We start from the raw sequence: 15,106 nt of genomic DNA, 5'->3' as shown, positions 1-15,106 counted from the left end.
TTTATTTATTCTTCTAAAACAGCACTTTTTCTTTAAAAATCTGCTTTTTTGCATAAAAACACAGCAATAAAAAACCAATACCCCATCATATATTCACTAAAACAACTAAAACGGCCTCTTGTATACCCCTTAGCATTGTTATAAATGCAATTTAATAGAGATACGGCGATTAAAATCTATATAAGGAGATAGATCACTTTTATCATTGAATAGAAGCATCGAACTCTTCCCGATAAAGAGATCAATATCTTGTCCCAACTCAAACAATACTTAGACTCGCTAAAACCAACGCTATAAAACCAACTCTATAAAACCAACTCTATAAAATCGGGTTCGATAAAACCAAGCCTTAGTTATATTTGGATGTATGTCTATATAAGTCGAGTACAATCTATGAATCCCCCTCTCCCCATTAAATAATTTTCCTAAAGTGAATTAGGGTTGGCACCTTGCTCTAGATAAGCCAAAATCATCAAAGTTAATTCTTTTTTTAGCTGCTGTTCTGAAATTAGAAAATTATTATGGCTGACATAACGCATCATGGTAAAAAGCGTACTATTGATAATGACAAAGGATTTATTTTTAAGTACTTCAAAACTCCAATGATTAAAAAAACGGCTAAATACATACAATCCCACTTCATAGAAATGCTTTTCTAACACTTTTGCCGCTTCTGAATTGTTATAGCCATGCCAATGTTTAAGCACTTCAATAAAAAAGCCACCATCGGCTTTCATCATGTCAAAACCGAATTGAAGACTAAGTGGAATGATTTCTTCTAAGCTCAATTCTTCTTGGCTAATCGCAATCTGTTTCAACGCAAGCCCCAGCTGCTCACTTTTACGACTTAAAAGCTCCTGAATAATTTCTTCTTTATTGCCAAAATACTGATAGATAGAACCAACACTGACACCTGATTTTTCTGAAATTTTGGGTGTAGTGACGTTGATTAAGCCATATTCAGCAACACATAATTGAGTTGCTTCCAAGATACTATCTACGACATTCCGAGCACGTTGTTGTTGTGGTTGTTTTCTCATCTTGCGGTTCACTCCAAAATGCGAATTGAATGCGAATAATTATTCATATTAGAGTTTGACTAAACAATAATCAGGTCGCGCTCAAAATGCAAACATTAATTAAGCCTCAACGCCTTGCCTCATTTGAGACCATGGCACGAACAAATATGAAGTCTAAGCTTTTTTATTATTTTACAGACCAGCAGTTACAACCGAGTTATGACGAATATCTTTCACTCAATCGAGCCTTACAGACTGGTGATATCGCGATGGATAAAGTTATGGATTGGGTGATGACCAATCCTAGACAAAATAGAAAGCTTTTTGAAACAGCCTTGTATCAAGGTTTGGATAAACTTCCCGATGAAATCCCTGAATTAACTGATTTTTTTAAAATGGTTGAACAAGCGCCTACTTGGCTTGATCCAGCTAAAATTGAAACTGCGATCAAATTTACCCATCGTTTAGGGACAAATGGTACTTTTATTTTACGCGATGTGGCTTTAATGACGGGTTATCAATACCCTGGTTTTAATCAACCGTTAATTATGACAGGTGCTTTACATAAATACGCTGGAAAACGCTTAGCTGAAACCCACAAATGGTGGCTTGATGTCAATCAACAAGATAGTTTCTCTCGTTTTAACAATGGTTTTACTTCCACCATTTATGTGCGTTTTATTCATTCGTTGGTACGACATCAACTCAATAAATCCAAAGACTGGGATAACGATATTTGGGGAGCGCCGATCAATCAATATGATCAAGCCATGACCAATATCGCATTTAGTGCGGTGTTACTTCTCGGTGTCAGAGCCATTGGTATTTTTCCAAGCAAAACCGAATCAGAAGCCATCATGCATTTTTGGAAATATACGGGCTGGTTAATGGGAGTAGATGAAAAATGGCTAGTCAATAAAGAGTCTGACGCATGGAAACTACTGCAATGGATGAATGATGCCCATCCTAAAGCCGATGAAAGTAGCAAAGCTTTAGCCATTAGCTTATCCAAAGAGCCTTTTGAACGACATTACAAACACTTTAATTCTTTTTTGCAGAAAAAAGCCTATCAAAATCACTTGGATATTACCCAGTTTTTTATTGGGCAACGTAAAATGAAAAACCTAGGACTCAAGCCACGTACTTTGGCTTGGTATCCGCTTTATTTAATTGCAAAAAATACCCTGCTCTACCGGAGCGCTAAGCATATCGACAAACTGGATCAATATTTGCAACAGAATGGTCGTGCAGAACAAGAATATGCACTCGAACTTTATCAAAATGCGGGGAAACAATTAGCGAGTATGCATCAGTAAGATCTACTCTCCATACGTACTTCATGATTAAATTAAATAGGAACACTCGAAAAAACAAAGGGAAGCCAATTGGCCTCCCCCTTGTTTCACATTACATGACTTCGCGTCACATTACCCATTGATCAATGAGAATGCGTTGCCTCAGAAGCTGGCTGATCCATGTTTGGCATACTTTCATGACTCATCTTAGACATATCATGTTGCTGAGCTGCATTCTGTTTTTGGCTTGGCATATAGTCAGGCTCGTTGGTAATCGCCAAATAGAAGATTCCCATAAAAATACAGCTTAAAATAATTGCGATAATCAGCAACTTCCATCCCCAAAACGATTTTTCAGGTGACAACTTATTACTGTCATTACTCATAGAACATCCTCATATTTCTGTAAAAAATCAGTTTTAAATCAATTAAAATTTCATGCTAATACGAGCCCAATAATTACGCCCTGTATTATTAAATTGTTGAGTGCCGACTTGACCATCCGCACCTACACCCAATTTGTTTAAATGCTCGGTATAGGTTTTATCTAAGACATTGTCGACACCAACAGCAAGATTTAGATCTTTTTGAATGTTATATGACGCATTCAATGCCAAGGTGGTAAAGCTTTTACTTTCACCAGTGTCGTAACCGACAATATTACCTTGATTTAAGCTAATACGATCTTGTTTCGCCACTGCACGCCATAATAAACCTAAAGAATATTTATCTTGAACATAACGTAAATTCAAACGACCTTCTAAAGGCGCAATTTGTGGCAATGGTTTATGTGTATCGGTATTTTCGCCCCATGCATACATTGCACTTAAATCCGCTTGAATCGCATCAGTAAATTGATAACCGATCCCCGCTTCAGCACCCGCAATAGTTGCATCGACATTTTTTGCACCCGCACTAAATGATGAACCATGACTATGTCCATCCATCCCGCCCGTTGGATGATTATGATAACTCAATAAAATAAAGTCATTAATAAGTCCAGCATAAGCAGATGTCCATACACTCAATGCATCATGTTGGTATTGATAACCGAGATCCAACTGTAAAGTTTTTTCAGTGTTTAGATCATTAAACGTCGGTTTAGACATACCAGTATTACCATGTGCAGTACTGAATAGCTCCCAATAATCTGGAACACGTTCCACATAACCTAAACCAATATAAGATTTGGCATTATGTTCAGGAGATTGATTTTCTAAACGAATAAATGCACTTGGCAAAGTTTCTTTACGTTGATCATTCAGTTTTAATGCATCAATTTTAACTTGATCAATTCGTGCACCTGTCACCAATTTATAAGCATCATTGAATTGATAGGTCATTTCTCCGAAAGCACCATAAGATTGGAAGCGCATATCCTCTCTAAATGCAACATTCATGGATGGCATGGTCGGTGATGACATACTGCCGCCATGTTTGTTCAGCTGAGAATCCACCCCAGTAATTAAACTGAGCTTATCCCATTCACTGGTCATGGCTAAACGGCTATTTAAAGTACGACGTGTCACCTGCATTGCCATTGGGTTTGGCATCAACATCTTCATGCCACCATGTGTCATTTCTGCCAATGGTGGAGTACGTAAACTAAAGTTATCCATAATATGGTCGTTATAACTATAGTTCACTTGCCCTTCGAGCTTTTTAATCACAGGGCTTAAATTCTTCTTTTCAACTCGTAAGCCTAAGCTTTCACGTGCAAATTGAGAACCATCCATGGTTCGGCCTGCGTATTCAGCCTCACCATCGGCTTTACCACCCGTCAGTTCAACCCATGTATCTTCATCGGGTGTCCAGCCTAAGGCTAAATCAGTATTCCAGCGCTCCCAAGAAGAAGGCACTTTATTGCCATCACCATCCTCATAGCTGTTTGACTCAGAACGATTGGCATTGATACGCATGTATTTTTTACTGTCACCTACAGCAGCTTCAATATTGTGATCCAAACGTCCAAAAGAACCGACTAAAACACTGGCTTGACCTTGATAATTTTTATCATCTGTTAAGGTTGGTTTTTGACGTTCAAAAATCACCGTGGCTGCTGAACCTGTATTGGCATATTGAACCGTCTGAGGTCCCTTTACCACCGAAATACGGTCAAAACTTTCGGGTTGAATATACGATGTAGGTGCATCCATGCGTGCAGGGCATGCACCTAAATTTTCGGTACCATCTGTTAAAATTTTAATCCGTGAACCAAACATGCCGCGGAATGTGACATCTCCATTGGTTCCACCGCTTTTAATTGAATTAAAGCCTGCAATACTTTGCAAATAATCAGCACCATCTGTAGCAGGTACAGGTTGAATCGGCTGTTTTGGATCAGCATGAATAATCAAACCATTGGCATCATTATTTAACTGTGCTGTAACCACGATTGGAGCAAGTTGAGATGCATGTTCCTGATCGTGTGCAAATGCCGCTGTAGAATAACAAGCAACACAAACCGCAGCCGCTAAAGGCTGTAAAAAGAATTGAGGTTGAGCCATTTTCTTTCTCTTAAATCATAAATTAAACAAGGCTGGAGTCAATGAAGACCCTAAAAATTAAGTTTTTGATTTATGCAAAAAGTGGCGGGGCTCGCCCTTGGGGAAGTAGAAACAAACGTTGCAATACAAAATAGACATGTCGAAATGCTTTTTGAAATGCAACCAGTCGCACTTGGATACGATCTAATATTTCTTTGATTTCAAGTTCAGGAGGTAAAACCAAATTGCCATAGACTGTACAGTATTGGCACTGGTGACCCGCATCATGGTGATGTGAACTTGGTTGCTCTGGCGCTGCATGTTCAGCATGGGCCAATAGATGGTCATGACTGGCAGCTTCATGTGCAGATTGATGTTGATGATGGGTGCTATGTTGATGCTTTTCGTAGAAATGACTTTGTACTAAAGCTTGAGTAATAGTTTCACAGACCGGCGCAATTTGATATTGCTTCGGTAGCAAAGGCTGTAAAAATACAGCAATCTGTAAAAAAACTGCGGTAAAACCGAGCAGTAAACCTATTCTCAACAAAACGTTCGTCTCAACATTTTTCGAGCCAGAGTATAACAAAGCCCAAACAAAATTGGGCTTTGTTATACAGGAAAATTTTAAAAGTTTTTAAAATTCAACTGACTCAGATCAACGTTTTGCTGGAACTTTTTGCTTTTCACGCTGACGAACCACTTTTTCCACTTTTTCACGCGCACGTTGACGCTTTAAAGGGGATAAGTAATCCACAAATAATTTACCGTTTAAGTGATCCATTTCATGTTGAATACATACCGCCAATAGATCATCCGCTTCGACTTCAAAAGCTTGACCTTCAAGGTTAATTGCTTCAATTTTAACTCGTGACGGACGCTCAACTTTATCGTATATTTGAGGAACAGATAGACAGCCTTCCTCATAAGATAAGGTTTCTTCTGTAAGCGGTGTTATTTTGGGGTTAATGAACACCATAGGTTGGTCTTTGTCTTCAGACAGATCCATTACGATAAGCTGAATATGCTGATCGACCTGTGTAGCAGCCAGACCAATACCTGGCGCTTCATACATGGTTTCAAACATGTCTGCTGCTAACTGGCGAATTTCATCAGTTACCACATCGACAGGTTTTGCAATGGTGCGTAAACGGGGATCAGGAAAACTTAAAATAGGTAATAAGGCCATACTGTACCCTCTGTTGCTATGCCATTGATCTTAAAACTAAATGAAGAATATGCTTCATTAAAAAAATGTGTGTAATATGCGTATTATAACGCATATAGAGACATAATTTTAGGAATTATGATAATGAAAAAGGTTTTAACTGGCATAACGAACTTTCATGCCAAGGGGTTCAAGAAACAATTACTTGCTGTAACACTATGTTTAAGTGCAGGATTCACTTACATGGAAATCACACACGCAAGTCCAAATACCAATCCACCTGCACTGAAATCCAGTGCCCCCAATGTCTATGTGGTGAAACGTGGTGATACTTTATGGGATATTGCGGGGAAATTTTTAAGCAAGCCTTGGCGCTGGCCTGAAATCTGGGCAAGCAATAAGCATGTTAAAAATCCACATTGGATTTATCCAGGCGATAAATTATTGTTGTGTACTTTAGATGGTCGCCCATTGATTGGTGTAGATGAAGGTGATGGTTGTGATGGAATTATCCGTCGTCATCAAGGTGGAACATCTTTACGCCCTCAAATACGCGTTGAATCCTTAAATAATGCGATTTCAGTGATTCCATTATCAGATATTCAACCGTGGTTAGAACACAGTATTGTGGTCAATCCTGAATCTTTACAGAACATCCCTTATACCATCGGTGCTGCTGATAATCGTGTGATTACGGGTGCAGGACAAACCGTTTATGCGCGTGGAAATGGCTTAGTCGTGGGTCAACGTTATGGGATCTATCGTGAAGGCAAACCCTATACATTCCTCAATGCTGAAGGCAAAAAGTTTAATGCGGGCATGGAGTTAACTGAGGTTGCTTCTGCAACTGCGGCGGCTGGTGAAAATGATGTCACCACCCTAGAGTTAACCAAAAGTTATAATGCTGAAGTGCGTAAGGGCGACTATGTCCTACCAAGCTATGATGCTGAATTGCCGAGTTTGTTCTATCCAACCACCACCAATGAAGTCAGCAATGGCGGTAAAGTGGTTCGTGTACAAGGTTCAATTGGTACAGCAGCGCAATATAGTGTAGTCACCATTGACCGTGGTAGCTTACAAGGTGCTAAACCTGGGCAAGTCTTTAGTATTTACCAACAAGGTGAAACAGTCCGTGACCCAAAAACTAAAGAGTCTGTGAAATTACCAAGTCAAAAAATTGGTACACTGATGATCTTTAAGAGTTTTGATCACCTCAGCTATGCCTATATTTTGGAAAGTAATTTACCAATTAAAATGGGTGCTGAAATTAAACCACCTGCAATTGCAGATAACTAAGTTTTTCATGATGTGATTTAAATATGTTGAAGCAAATATCCAATGACCAATATGATGCCATCAGACTTTGGTATTTGGTTCAACATTCGCTCAGCGCTTTTCATAAATTAGAAACACATTTTGGTTCTATCGCAAAAGCGCTGCAAGCTGAAAATTTAAACCGCTGGTCTGAAGCCAAAATTCATAAAAACCATCTTGAAAGAGCCAGTGAATTTTTCACTGCGCTTGGGCAATCCAAATTTCAAGTTTGCTTCGATAAAATTCAACAACATACAGATTTTATTCTTTTAGATACCGACCCTCATTATCCTCAACAACTGCTACCTTATCCTGATCATCCACCAATTCTATTTGGTAAAGGTGCATTTCAGAATCTAAGTCAACCGCAAATCGCCATCGTGGGTAGCCGAAAGCCAAGTCCGCATGGCAAACAAGTGGCTTATGATTTTGCTTACTATTTGAGTGAAAAGGGCTTTTTTATTACCAGTGGCCTAGCACTGGGAATTGATGCCGCTGCACATATGGGTGGACTAAAACACCATCGAACCATTGCGGTGATCGGTACAGGCTTAGATCTGGTTTATCCTAGTCAAAATAGACAGTTACAAGAACAAATTTTGCAGCATTCAGGAACGATTTTGACTGAATACCTGCCAGAAACTCAGCCTATTCAGCGCAATTTTCCCTATCGAAATCGGATCGTGAGTGGTTTGAGCTTAGGTGTTGTTGTCGCAGAAGCACAACTGGGTAGTGGTTCACTGATTACGGCGCAAGCTGCCGCAGAACAAGGTAAAGTGATTTTTGCAATTCCAGGGCATATTTATGGAGAGCATCATCAAGGATGTCATCAGCTCATTCGTGAAGGGGCCATTCTGGTTGATCATCCAGAACAGATTGTTGAAGATTTAGCACTTCCCACCCAATGGCATTGTGCACAACAGTCTGAATCACTCTCCCCAATGCCAGAAATTCCCGAGCATTTATTTAAGCTGTATCAATTGCTGGATTGGATTGGGCAAGACTTAGATACGCTTGCTCAAAACGCAAATTTAGACATTGCACAACTCACAAGCGATCTTATGGAATTAGAACTTTTGGGTCACTGTATTCAACAATCTGGGCTGTACTTACGTTGCCGAGTCAGTTATTAAGGTTCACAATAGTGGCTTATTCCACGAAATGGCAAGGTAAACATAGATGATTACAACCTCAGTTGCTGAAGCTGCACAAATTCTTCAACAAGGTAAAGTCTTGGCTTATCCAACAGAGGCAGTATGGGGTTTAGGCTGTGATCCGTTCAATGAACAGGCTTTTTTAGAAATTTTAAGGCTTAAACAACGCCCTATAGAGAAAGGCGTAATTTTATTGGCAGGACAGCTCTCACAAGTTGAGCATCTATTAACAGAAATTGACCCTATTATTCGTGAACAAATCATTCAATCATGGACGCAACGCTCTAGAACAGAACGTGCAACAACTTGGCTACTTCCAGCTGATGATAAAATTCCACAATGGATTAAAGGCCAGCATGCTCAGGTTGCGGTTCGTGTAACCAATCACCCTTTGTGCATTGCCTTATGTAATGCCTTTAATGGCTTTATTGTGTCGACCAGTGCAAATTCGGCAGGTTTAGAACCAGCAAGATCTTTACAACAAGCCAGTCAATATTTTGGTTCGGAATTGAATTATTTAAACGGCGATCTTGGTTTAAGTCGCGAACCAAGCAAAATCATTGACGCATCTACAGCACAAGTGATTCGGGCTTAAACACGTTAAAATATTCATTCAAACATGGGTTCAGGGCCTGTTGGAATTTCATAAATGGCTTGCGTTGTAGGTTAAAATTGAGCATGAGACGTATACGTCGTAAAGCAGGAAACGAAGAGAATAGCGAGACTATTTTCGAGTTTCATAACGAAGGCTGAGATAATTTTAGCCACAACCCTGAGCAAGAACAAAGCATTGCTTTGTTTGCAGCGCAAGGCGTAGACGAATTTTCAACAGACCCTCAATATTGCCAATAAAAAGACAAAAAAAAACTCAGCCACATATAGGGTTGGCTGAGTATAAAAAAGGATGCGTTAAACACATCCAGAGGGTATGAAAAATTCAGTGTAGAACAATTTAATTAAGAAATTCTTAATTCGCTACGATGAAAATATTATCCTATAAATTTTTTTTGAATACAAATATATTCTTCTGAACAATATCTGTTCATTTGAGTGAATTGCAAATGACTTGAATTTCAATAATAAAACTAAGTGTTTAAATTTGTTTTACTATTTGAATTTTCAATAGTTAAATCACTAATTCAAAAACAAATTTTGCTCAGATTTAATACTTAAAAAGCGTAAAAAATAAAGTTTTAAATGAACACTTTTCACTCAAAACACTTTAAATTTTAACTCAATAATGTACTTTTTTTGACACTAAGTGACTTTTTTTGTGCCAATGCAATTCCCACTAAAATGACAATACCACCAATCGTATGCGACATCGTCCAGGCCTCATGCAACCAGAAGTAGGCAATGATTGCAGTAAATACTGGCATTAAATTCATAAAAATGCTGGTTCGATTTGGACCTAGATATTGCACAGCCATCATCCACAATAAAGGTGCAACAAGAGAAGGTAATATACCCGCATATAAAACGCTAGCGACATTGCCTTGGTTAATCGCATCAATGCCATAATAAAGCACAAATGGTAAATGGTAGACCAAGGTCAACGCAATTTGCACATAGAGGCTCAGCAATAATGGAACTTTCAATTGCCATTTTTTTAGAAAGACCCCATAAAAAGCATAAAAGAACACAGCCAAGACCATGATCAAATCACCAGAGTGCCCTGCCAATTGAGTCAAGTTGCTAAAATCCCCTCGGCCAATCACATACAGTAAACCAAGAAAAGACAAGATACTGCCGACAACAGCGAAGCGATTGGGAATTTCACGTAAAATAAGAATCGAAACAAAAATGGTAAATACTGGAATAAAGGCGTTGATAATGCCCATATTGGTTGCTGTGGTGTAATGCGCTGCGCTATATGCCAAGCCTTGATACAAGAACATACCAAAAGCACTCAGCACCACAAATTGCATAAAATGTTGTTTAACCAAATGTCGTTGCTTCCACACTTGGGGCAACATAAATGGGGTCAAAATAATAAATGCCACTAACCAGCGATAAAAGCTAATACTGACAGGTGAAATATAATCCGAAACATAACGTGTAACTGCAATATTCATTGACCAAATCAATACTGCAATGATCGGTAAACTGATTGCCCACCACATGGGTTTTGAATTGCTATACATAATTTTGACTGTCGAATAGGATCTGGAAATGATTATCGATGAAGTCGGAATAAATTTAAATATGGCATTTCAGACATCTATAGGGCTTTTCAGACAAATGCTATTTTATGCGTTTTTAAACCTAGAATAATTCCCAAGTTTTGATTGCTAAAGTCACCACACTTTGTAACTGTTCAGCACTAACCCCATCACGGGCTTGCATGGTTAAACCTTGAATCACCGTTGAATAATAATCTGTCATCGCTTGAATATTGGCGTGTGGGTTTAAGTCACCTTCTTTGACACCCTGTTGCAAACGTTGGTAGATATTTTCTTTGACTTGTTGTCTTTTCAGCAAAAGATCATGCTGAATCGGTGCATGTTCTTGTGAACAATTCATGGTTGCGGTAACCAACATACAACCCGTCGGTTTATTTTGTTGAACCAATTTTTTAAGGTTTTCATACAAATAAATTTCAATGGCGATTTTTGCTGTTTTGGCTTGTTGAAAAATAACCTCCAAAGGACATGCCTCATGCTTTAAGTAGTATTCCAAACAGGCATGAAACAACTGTGATTTATCTCCAAAACTACTATATATACTGGGTGCAGTAAGATTTAAGGCTTTGGTTAAATCGCTCATCGATGTGGATTCATAGCCATATTCCCAGAACAACAACATGGCTTTTTGTAGCGCTTGTTGTTCATCAAAACATTTAGGACGACCACGCCCACGCTTAGGTGCTTGTTTTTCAGCGACTAAAGCATGTTTTTCAGAATCAGCCATAACTTTCACATATATTTTTATAACGAACATTATTAAATTAATTGACAACACAAAATTAATCAAATATTTTATTTTTATAACGATCGTTAATGAATTAAAAAATACCTCCATATGCTTTCGCTTTACAGCAGGAATATATCTTCATGAATATGATGCAATCAGAAGTTTCAGAACCACAGTCCTCTGAGATTCCCCCCAGTAGCCAAGGGAGCTGGTTGGCGCTATTAACCGTTGCAATTACTGCTTTTGCTTTGGTCACCAGTGAGTTTCTCCCAATTGGTGTCCTCAACGACATTTCCAGTGATTTGCATGTATCTGTTGGTACAGCGGGTTTGATGATCACTCTCCCAGGGATCATGGCCGCCATAGCAGCACCACTCCTTCCCGTTCTAGTCAAAAATTTAGATCGACGTTACTTACTCCTAGCCCTGTCTGCAACGATGGTGTTTGCCAATGCCATCACTGCAATTGCATCAACTTTTGAAATTTTATTGCTGAGCCGTTTCATTCTTGGATTTGCAATTGGTGGATTTTGGGCGACTGCGATTGCCTTAAGTGGTCGTTTAGCACCAAGCCATTTACCTATTGCGAAAGCAACAGCAACTGTCATGGCTGGGGTAACTTTAGCCACTGTTCTTGGTGTACCGATTGGGACATGGCTAAGTGATGCATATGGCTGGCGAACATCATTTGGAATTACCTCCGCCATCGGCTTCGTTGTTTTACTGTTGGGAATTAAATTTATCCCAAGTTTAAAACCAGAATCTGCCATTCATTTTAAAGACTTACCTGCATTGCTAAGAATCAGTAAAGCCAGACAAGGTTTGATTATTATTTTGTTGATTGGTTTAGCTCATTTTTCATCATATAGCTATCTGACCCCGTTCTTTAAAAATTCAGCAGGCTTTGACAGCGCTACCATCAGTTCTCTACTGTTATTATTTGGTATCGCAGGTATCTTTGGGAATGCTTTTGCTGGTTATAGCGGTAATTTGAATGTGCGTTATACCTTTGCATTCGTTGCCATCTGTTTTGCGGTTGTATTCTTTGGCTTTCCTCTATTTGCCATTCATCCATCAGGCGCCTTTATTCTTACAGCGCTTTGGGGCTTTGCATTTGGTGCATTTCCAACCACTGCCAATATTTGGATGTTTTTACACGCCCCTCAAGCTGTAGAAAAAGGCATGCCGTTATTTGTTGGTTTCTTCCAAGTGATGATTGCAACAGGTGCATTAATCGGTGGCTATGTTGTTGACCATTTTAATGCCAACATTTTATTGTATAGTGTACTGAGTTTTATCCTTTTGGCCTTTATTTCAATCTTCACGCTGAGTCGTGGATTAAATAACCCCAAAGCTGAAAACACTGCCGTTCAATGTGAGAGTTAAGTCTTTTCAACTATGTATTCAGCGCTGATTTCTGTAGAAGAATTTTTCTACCAAAAGCATGATGTAGTGACACCCCATTCAAATTTATGGGGTGATTTTAATTTGAGTTTAAATGGGACTTTAGAACTCAATGTCGCAGAACAAACCTATCTGTCTCCACCAAGTTATGGTTTGTGGATTCCGCCGCAAACCGAACATTGTTGTACAGCTGTGGATGATCAACTGACGCATTACATCTGTATCCGTATTCATCCTCAGCTTTGTCAAAGCTTATCCCAAAGCACAAAGACTTTAAGTATTCGCCCTTTTTTACGTCATACCATTGAAGAAGTTTTAGAGCAGCAGAAACAAGGGATTCCATCATCTCCCTATTATCAACACTTATTAGAACTGTTGGTCGATCAAATCCAAAATAGTGTGTGTTATGAGCATTATTTACCGCAAACCAACCATCCCACACTCAAGCCTATTCTTGAGCATTTGTCGGATACAACACGCTTCCCCCAAAGCCTTCAGGAAATTCTCGATACTTTTCAGATTACTGAACGGCATGCACTTAGACTTAGCCAAGAGCACCTTAAACTTTCGCTGTCTGAATGGCGTAATCGCGCCAAGATTATTTATGCAATTTCATTGATCCAACAAGGCGTCTCAATTAAAAAAATTAGCTTAGACCTCGGCTATCAACATACGTCCAGCTTCATTGAGTTTTTTAAGCGTTACACTCATCAAACCCCAGCACAAATGCGAAATCTTTAAGATTGGGGTATTTTTCAAGCAGCCTAATTCCGCTTTATTGATAAGTTTATATACAAAAATACTATAGAAAATTGCCTTAAAATTGTGCATTTTGCATCTTATGCTCTAGATTAAGCATATAACTTTTTGAATTTGTATATATTACCGTCAAATTCATAAGAATTTTAAATAATGAAGGGTTCGAATAAATGAAAAAATTACTACTAGCTACACTATGTGCTTCAGCGTTTGCTTTAACTGCATGTGATAAAAAACCAGCTGATTCAGCTTCAGGAACTGAGAACAAACCTGCTGCAGCTGCGGTTTCTTTAAGTACCAACAATACTGCTGATATCAAAAGCGATTTAACTGCACTTCAAACAATGTCTACAGCGAAAGCTAAAGAAGCATTGAACTTCCAAACAGAAGTGATGCAAGCTGCACAAAAGGGTGATAAAGATGCACTGAAAGGTGTTGTCGATAAAATGAAAACTTATGTGGATGGTTTCAACAAAGATCTTGATGGTTTAGCACTTAAAAGTACTGAAGTTGCGTCTGTACGTGACAAAATGAAAGAGTCAAATAACCTAGGCGTTGAAATGTCTGAAGCTGGTTTAGCGACTTCACCAGATCCACAAAAAATCATGGAACTTCAAAAGAAAGGTACTGAGTTACAACAAAGCCTGTTAACTGAAATGCAAGCACTTCAAGCCAAAGCAAACGCTGCACCATAATCGATTAAATTTGATGCAGTTTTTAAAAGCAGATCCTATGATCTGCTTTTTTTATTACACTTATATACAAATGTAACTTGCTGAAATCTTGGAATATCGCTAAAACATTAGACATATTTCTAATCACTGTCTTTTGATTTTTAAGGATACCCCTATGAGCAATTCCGTTTATGACATCCCAGTCAATACCATCAAAGGTGAAGCGACGACCTTGAATCAATATCAAGGTAAAGTTCTTTTAATCGTTAACGTTGCATCTAAATGTGGCCTTACTCCACAATATGAAGGTTTAGAAAAACTATATACTGAAAAGAAAGATCAAGGTTTAGAAATCCTCGGCTTTCCTGCAAATAACTTTCTTGCGCAAGAGCCTGGAACAAATGATGAAATCGAGCAATTTTGCTCTTTAACTTACAATGTCGACTTCCCGCTTTTTGCTAAAATTTCAGTTGCTGGTGATGATAAACATCCACTTTATGACAGCTTAATTCATGCAATCCCTGAACGTATTGGTGAAGGTCCTTGGTGGAAAGACTTAGTCGATTATGGCCTAACACCAAACCCAAAACCTGAAGTCCTTTGGAACTTTGAAAAATTCTTAATCGGTAAAAATGGCGAAATCGTGGCACGTTTTGCACCAGATATCACTGCTGATGATCCACGAATTACATCTGCGATTGAAGCTGAATTAGCAAAATAGATTGAGCATTAAAAGCACTATGCTTTAAATAAATTTTTATATTTTGCAGTTTTGATCGAAAATTTTATATTTTCGATCAAAACTCCCTCTAGCTTTATTCACAATTTAAAATTTCGACAACCTTCAATAGCGTGCTAAAAATGCATTCTTTTTGCTTTTGTTTGAGTAGAAATGAATCTCTAAAGTTACAGACTGTATGT

General features: G+C 38.6%; 15 protein-coding genes. 8 read left to right on the top strand and 7 right to left on the bottom strand.

Going from position 1 to position 15,106, the window contains the following annotated elements; translation table 11 throughout:
• Positions 1–425: 425 nt before the first annotated feature.
• Positions 426–1,040, bottom strand: coding sequence for a TetR/AcrR family transcriptional regulator (locus GJV03_RS07735; RefSeq protein ID WP_004723394.1), 615 nt, complete (start codon positions 1,038–1,040; stop codon positions 426–428).
• Positions 1,041–1,126: 86 nt separating this feature from the next.
• Here GJV03_RS07735 and GJV03_RS07730 point away from each other — a divergent pair, with 86 nt between their 5' ends.
• Positions 1,127–2,335 (top strand): oxygenase MpaB family protein, encoded by a 1,209-nt coding sequence (locus GJV03_RS07730; protein ID WP_105714237.1) that lies wholly within the window; start codon positions 1,127–1,129, stop codon positions 2,333–2,335.
• 122 nt (positions 2,336–2,457) lie between these two features.
• On the opposite strand, the gene GJV03_RS07725 is transcribed toward GJV03_RS07730, so the two are convergent.
• The 4 genes from GJV03_RS07725 to def all read right to left on the bottom strand — a co-directional run bounded on the left by GJV03_RS07725 (position 2,458) and on the right by def (position 5,989).
• On the bottom strand, positions 2,458–2,700 hold the full coding sequence (locus GJV03_RS07725; protein ID WP_004823727.1) for a hypothetical protein: 243 nt from the start codon (positions 2,698–2,700) through the stop codon (positions 2,458–2,460).
• 42 nt (positions 2,701–2,742) lie between these two features.
• A complete protein-coding gene (locus GJV03_RS07720; protein WP_105714236.1) occupies positions 2,743–4,821 on the bottom strand; it encodes a TonB-dependent copper receptor in 2,079 nt (692 codons plus the stop codon).
• Positions 4,822–4,891: 70 nt separating this feature from the next.
• Positions 4,892–5,350: a DUF2946 family protein gene (locus tag GJV03_RS07715; RefSeq protein WP_105714235.1), complete on the bottom strand. Its 459-nt coding sequence runs from the start codon at positions 5,348–5,350 to the stop codon at positions 4,892–4,894.
• 108 nt (positions 5,351–5,458) lie between these two features.
• Complete coding sequence (def, locus tag GJV03_RS07710; protein ID WP_004723400.1) at positions 5,459–5,989, bottom strand: peptide deformylase; 531 nt, start codon at positions 5,987–5,989, stop codon at positions 5,459–5,461.
• 123 nt (positions 5,990–6,112) lie between these two features.
• Between def and GJV03_RS07705 the strand changes: the two genes are divergently transcribed.
• The 3 genes from GJV03_RS07705 to GJV03_RS07695 are packed head-to-tail and all read left to right on the top strand — an operon-like array spanning position 6,113 to position 9,031.
• Positions 6,113–7,264 carry a LysM peptidoglycan-binding domain-containing protein gene (locus GJV03_RS07705; RefSeq protein WP_034618195.1) on the top strand — a complete coding sequence of 384 codons (1,152 nt, stop codon included), beginning with the start codon at positions 6,113–6,115 and terminating at the stop codon, positions 7,262–7,264.
• Positions 7,265–7,287: 23 nt separating this feature from the next.
• Positions 7,288–8,415: a DNA-processing protein DprA gene (gene dprA / locus GJV03_RS07700; protein WP_105714234.1), complete on the top strand. Its 1,128-nt coding sequence runs from the start codon at positions 7,288–7,290 to the stop codon at positions 8,413–8,415.
• A gap of 46 nt (positions 8,416–8,461) precedes the next feature.
• Entirely contained in the window at positions 8,462–9,031 is a 570-nt protein-coding gene (locus tag GJV03_RS07695) for a Sua5/YciO/YrdC/YwlC family protein (protein ID WP_096735350.1), read from the top strand.
• 634 nt (positions 9,032–9,665) lie between these two features.
• On the opposite strand, the gene GJV03_RS07690 is transcribed toward GJV03_RS07695, so the two are convergent.
• Both GJV03_RS07690 and GJV03_RS07685 read right to left on the bottom strand, forming a co-directional pair.
• Positions 9,666–10,559 (bottom strand): DMT family transporter, encoded by an 894-nt coding sequence (locus GJV03_RS07690; RefSeq protein WP_004823721.1) that lies wholly within the window; start codon positions 10,557–10,559, stop codon positions 9,666–9,668.
• A gap of 142 nt (positions 10,560–10,701) precedes the next feature.
• Positions 10,702–11,346 carry a TetR/AcrR family transcriptional regulator gene (locus GJV03_RS07685; RefSeq protein ID WP_004823720.1) on the bottom strand — a complete coding sequence of 215 codons (645 nt, stop codon included), beginning with the start codon at positions 11,344–11,346 and terminating at the stop codon, positions 10,702–10,704.
• A 149-nt stretch (positions 11,347–11,495) separates the two neighbouring features.
• Here GJV03_RS07685 and GJV03_RS07680 point away from each other — a divergent pair, with 149 nt between their 5' ends.
• The 4 genes from GJV03_RS07680 (at position 11,496) to GJV03_RS07665 (ending at position 14,906) form a co-directional block, all read left to right on the top strand.
• A complete protein-coding gene (locus GJV03_RS07680; RefSeq protein ID WP_252720685.1) occupies positions 11,496–12,734 on the top strand; it encodes an MFS transporter in 1,239 nt (412 codons plus the stop codon).
• A gap of 12 nt (positions 12,735–12,746) precedes the next feature.
• Positions 12,747–13,493 (top strand): helix-turn-helix domain-containing protein, encoded by a 747-nt coding sequence (locus GJV03_RS07675; protein ID WP_105714233.1) that lies wholly within the window; start codon positions 12,747–12,749, stop codon positions 13,491–13,493.
• Positions 13,494–13,681: 188 nt separating this feature from the next.
• Positions 13,682–14,206, top strand: coding sequence for a hypothetical protein (locus tag GJV03_RS07670; RefSeq protein WP_004723410.1), 525 nt, complete (start codon positions 13,682–13,684; stop codon positions 14,204–14,206).
• 154 nt (positions 14,207–14,360) lie between these two features.
• The gene (locus GJV03_RS07665) at positions 14,361–14,906 is read left to right on the top strand and encodes a glutathione peroxidase (RefSeq protein ID WP_004723411.1); all 546 of its coding nucleotides are present in this window, start codon (positions 14,361–14,363) and stop codon (positions 14,904–14,906) included.
• Positions 14,907–15,106: the final 200 nt, after the last annotated feature.

The organism is Acinetobacter sp. RIT698 (genome assembly GCF_009668065.1).
GTDB lineage: Bacteria > Pseudomonadota > Gammaproteobacteria > Pseudomonadales > Moraxellaceae > Acinetobacter > Acinetobacter guillouiae.
Note: the sequence above shows the minus strand (reverse complement) of the source record. Positions and strands in the feature narration are given on the sequence as shown.

Coding starts and splice junctions, on each gene's coding strand:
- GJV03_RS07735 (WP_004723394.1), bottom strand. CDS start 1,040: ATGAGAAAACAACCACAACAACAACGTGCTCGGAATGTCGTAGATAGT.
- GJV03_RS07730 (WP_105714237.1), top strand. CDS start 1,127: ATGCAAACATTAATTAAGCCTCAACGCCTTGCCTCATTTGAGACCATG.
- GJV03_RS07725 (WP_004823727.1), bottom strand. CDS start 2,700: ATGAGTAATGACAGTAATAAGTTGTCACCTGAAAAATCGTTTTGGGGA.
- GJV03_RS07720 (WP_105714236.1), bottom strand. CDS start 4,821: ATGGCTCAACCTCAATTCTTTTTACAGCCTTTAGCGGCTGCGGTTTGT.
- def (WP_004723400.1), bottom strand. CDS start 5,989: ATGGCCTTATTACCTATTTTAAGTTTTCCTGATCCCCGTTTACGCACC.
- GJV03_RS07705 (WP_034618195.1), top strand. CDS start 6,113: ATGAAAAAGGTTTTAACTGGCATAACGAACTTTCATGCCAAGGGGTTC.
- dprA (WP_105714234.1), top strand. CDS start 7,288: ATGTTGAAGCAAATATCCAATGACCAATATGATGCCATCAGACTTTGG.
- GJV03_RS07695 (WP_096735350.1), top strand. CDS start 8,462: ATGATTACAACCTCAGTTGCTGAAGCTGCACAAATTCTTCAACAAGGT.
- GJV03_RS07690 (WP_004823721.1), bottom strand. CDS start 10,559: ATGTGGTGGGCAATCAGTTTACCGATCATTGCAGTATTGATTTGGTCA.
- GJV03_RS07685 (WP_004823720.1), bottom strand. CDS start 11,346: ATGGCTGATTCTGAAAAACATGCTTTAGTCGCTGAAAAACAAGCACCT.
- GJV03_RS07680 (WP_252720685.1), top strand. CDS start 11,496: ATGATGCAATCAGAAGTTTCAGAACCACAGTCCTCTGAGATTCCCCCC.
- GJV03_RS07675 (WP_105714233.1), top strand. CDS start 12,747: ATGTATTCAGCGCTGATTTCTGTAGAAGAATTTTTCTACCAAAAGCAT.
- GJV03_RS07670 (WP_004723410.1), top strand. CDS start 13,682: ATGAAAAAATTACTACTAGCTACACTATGTGCTTCAGCGTTTGCTTTA.
- GJV03_RS07665 (WP_004723411.1), top strand. CDS start 14,361: ATGAGCAATTCCGTTTATGACATCCCAGTCAATACCATCAAAGGTGAA.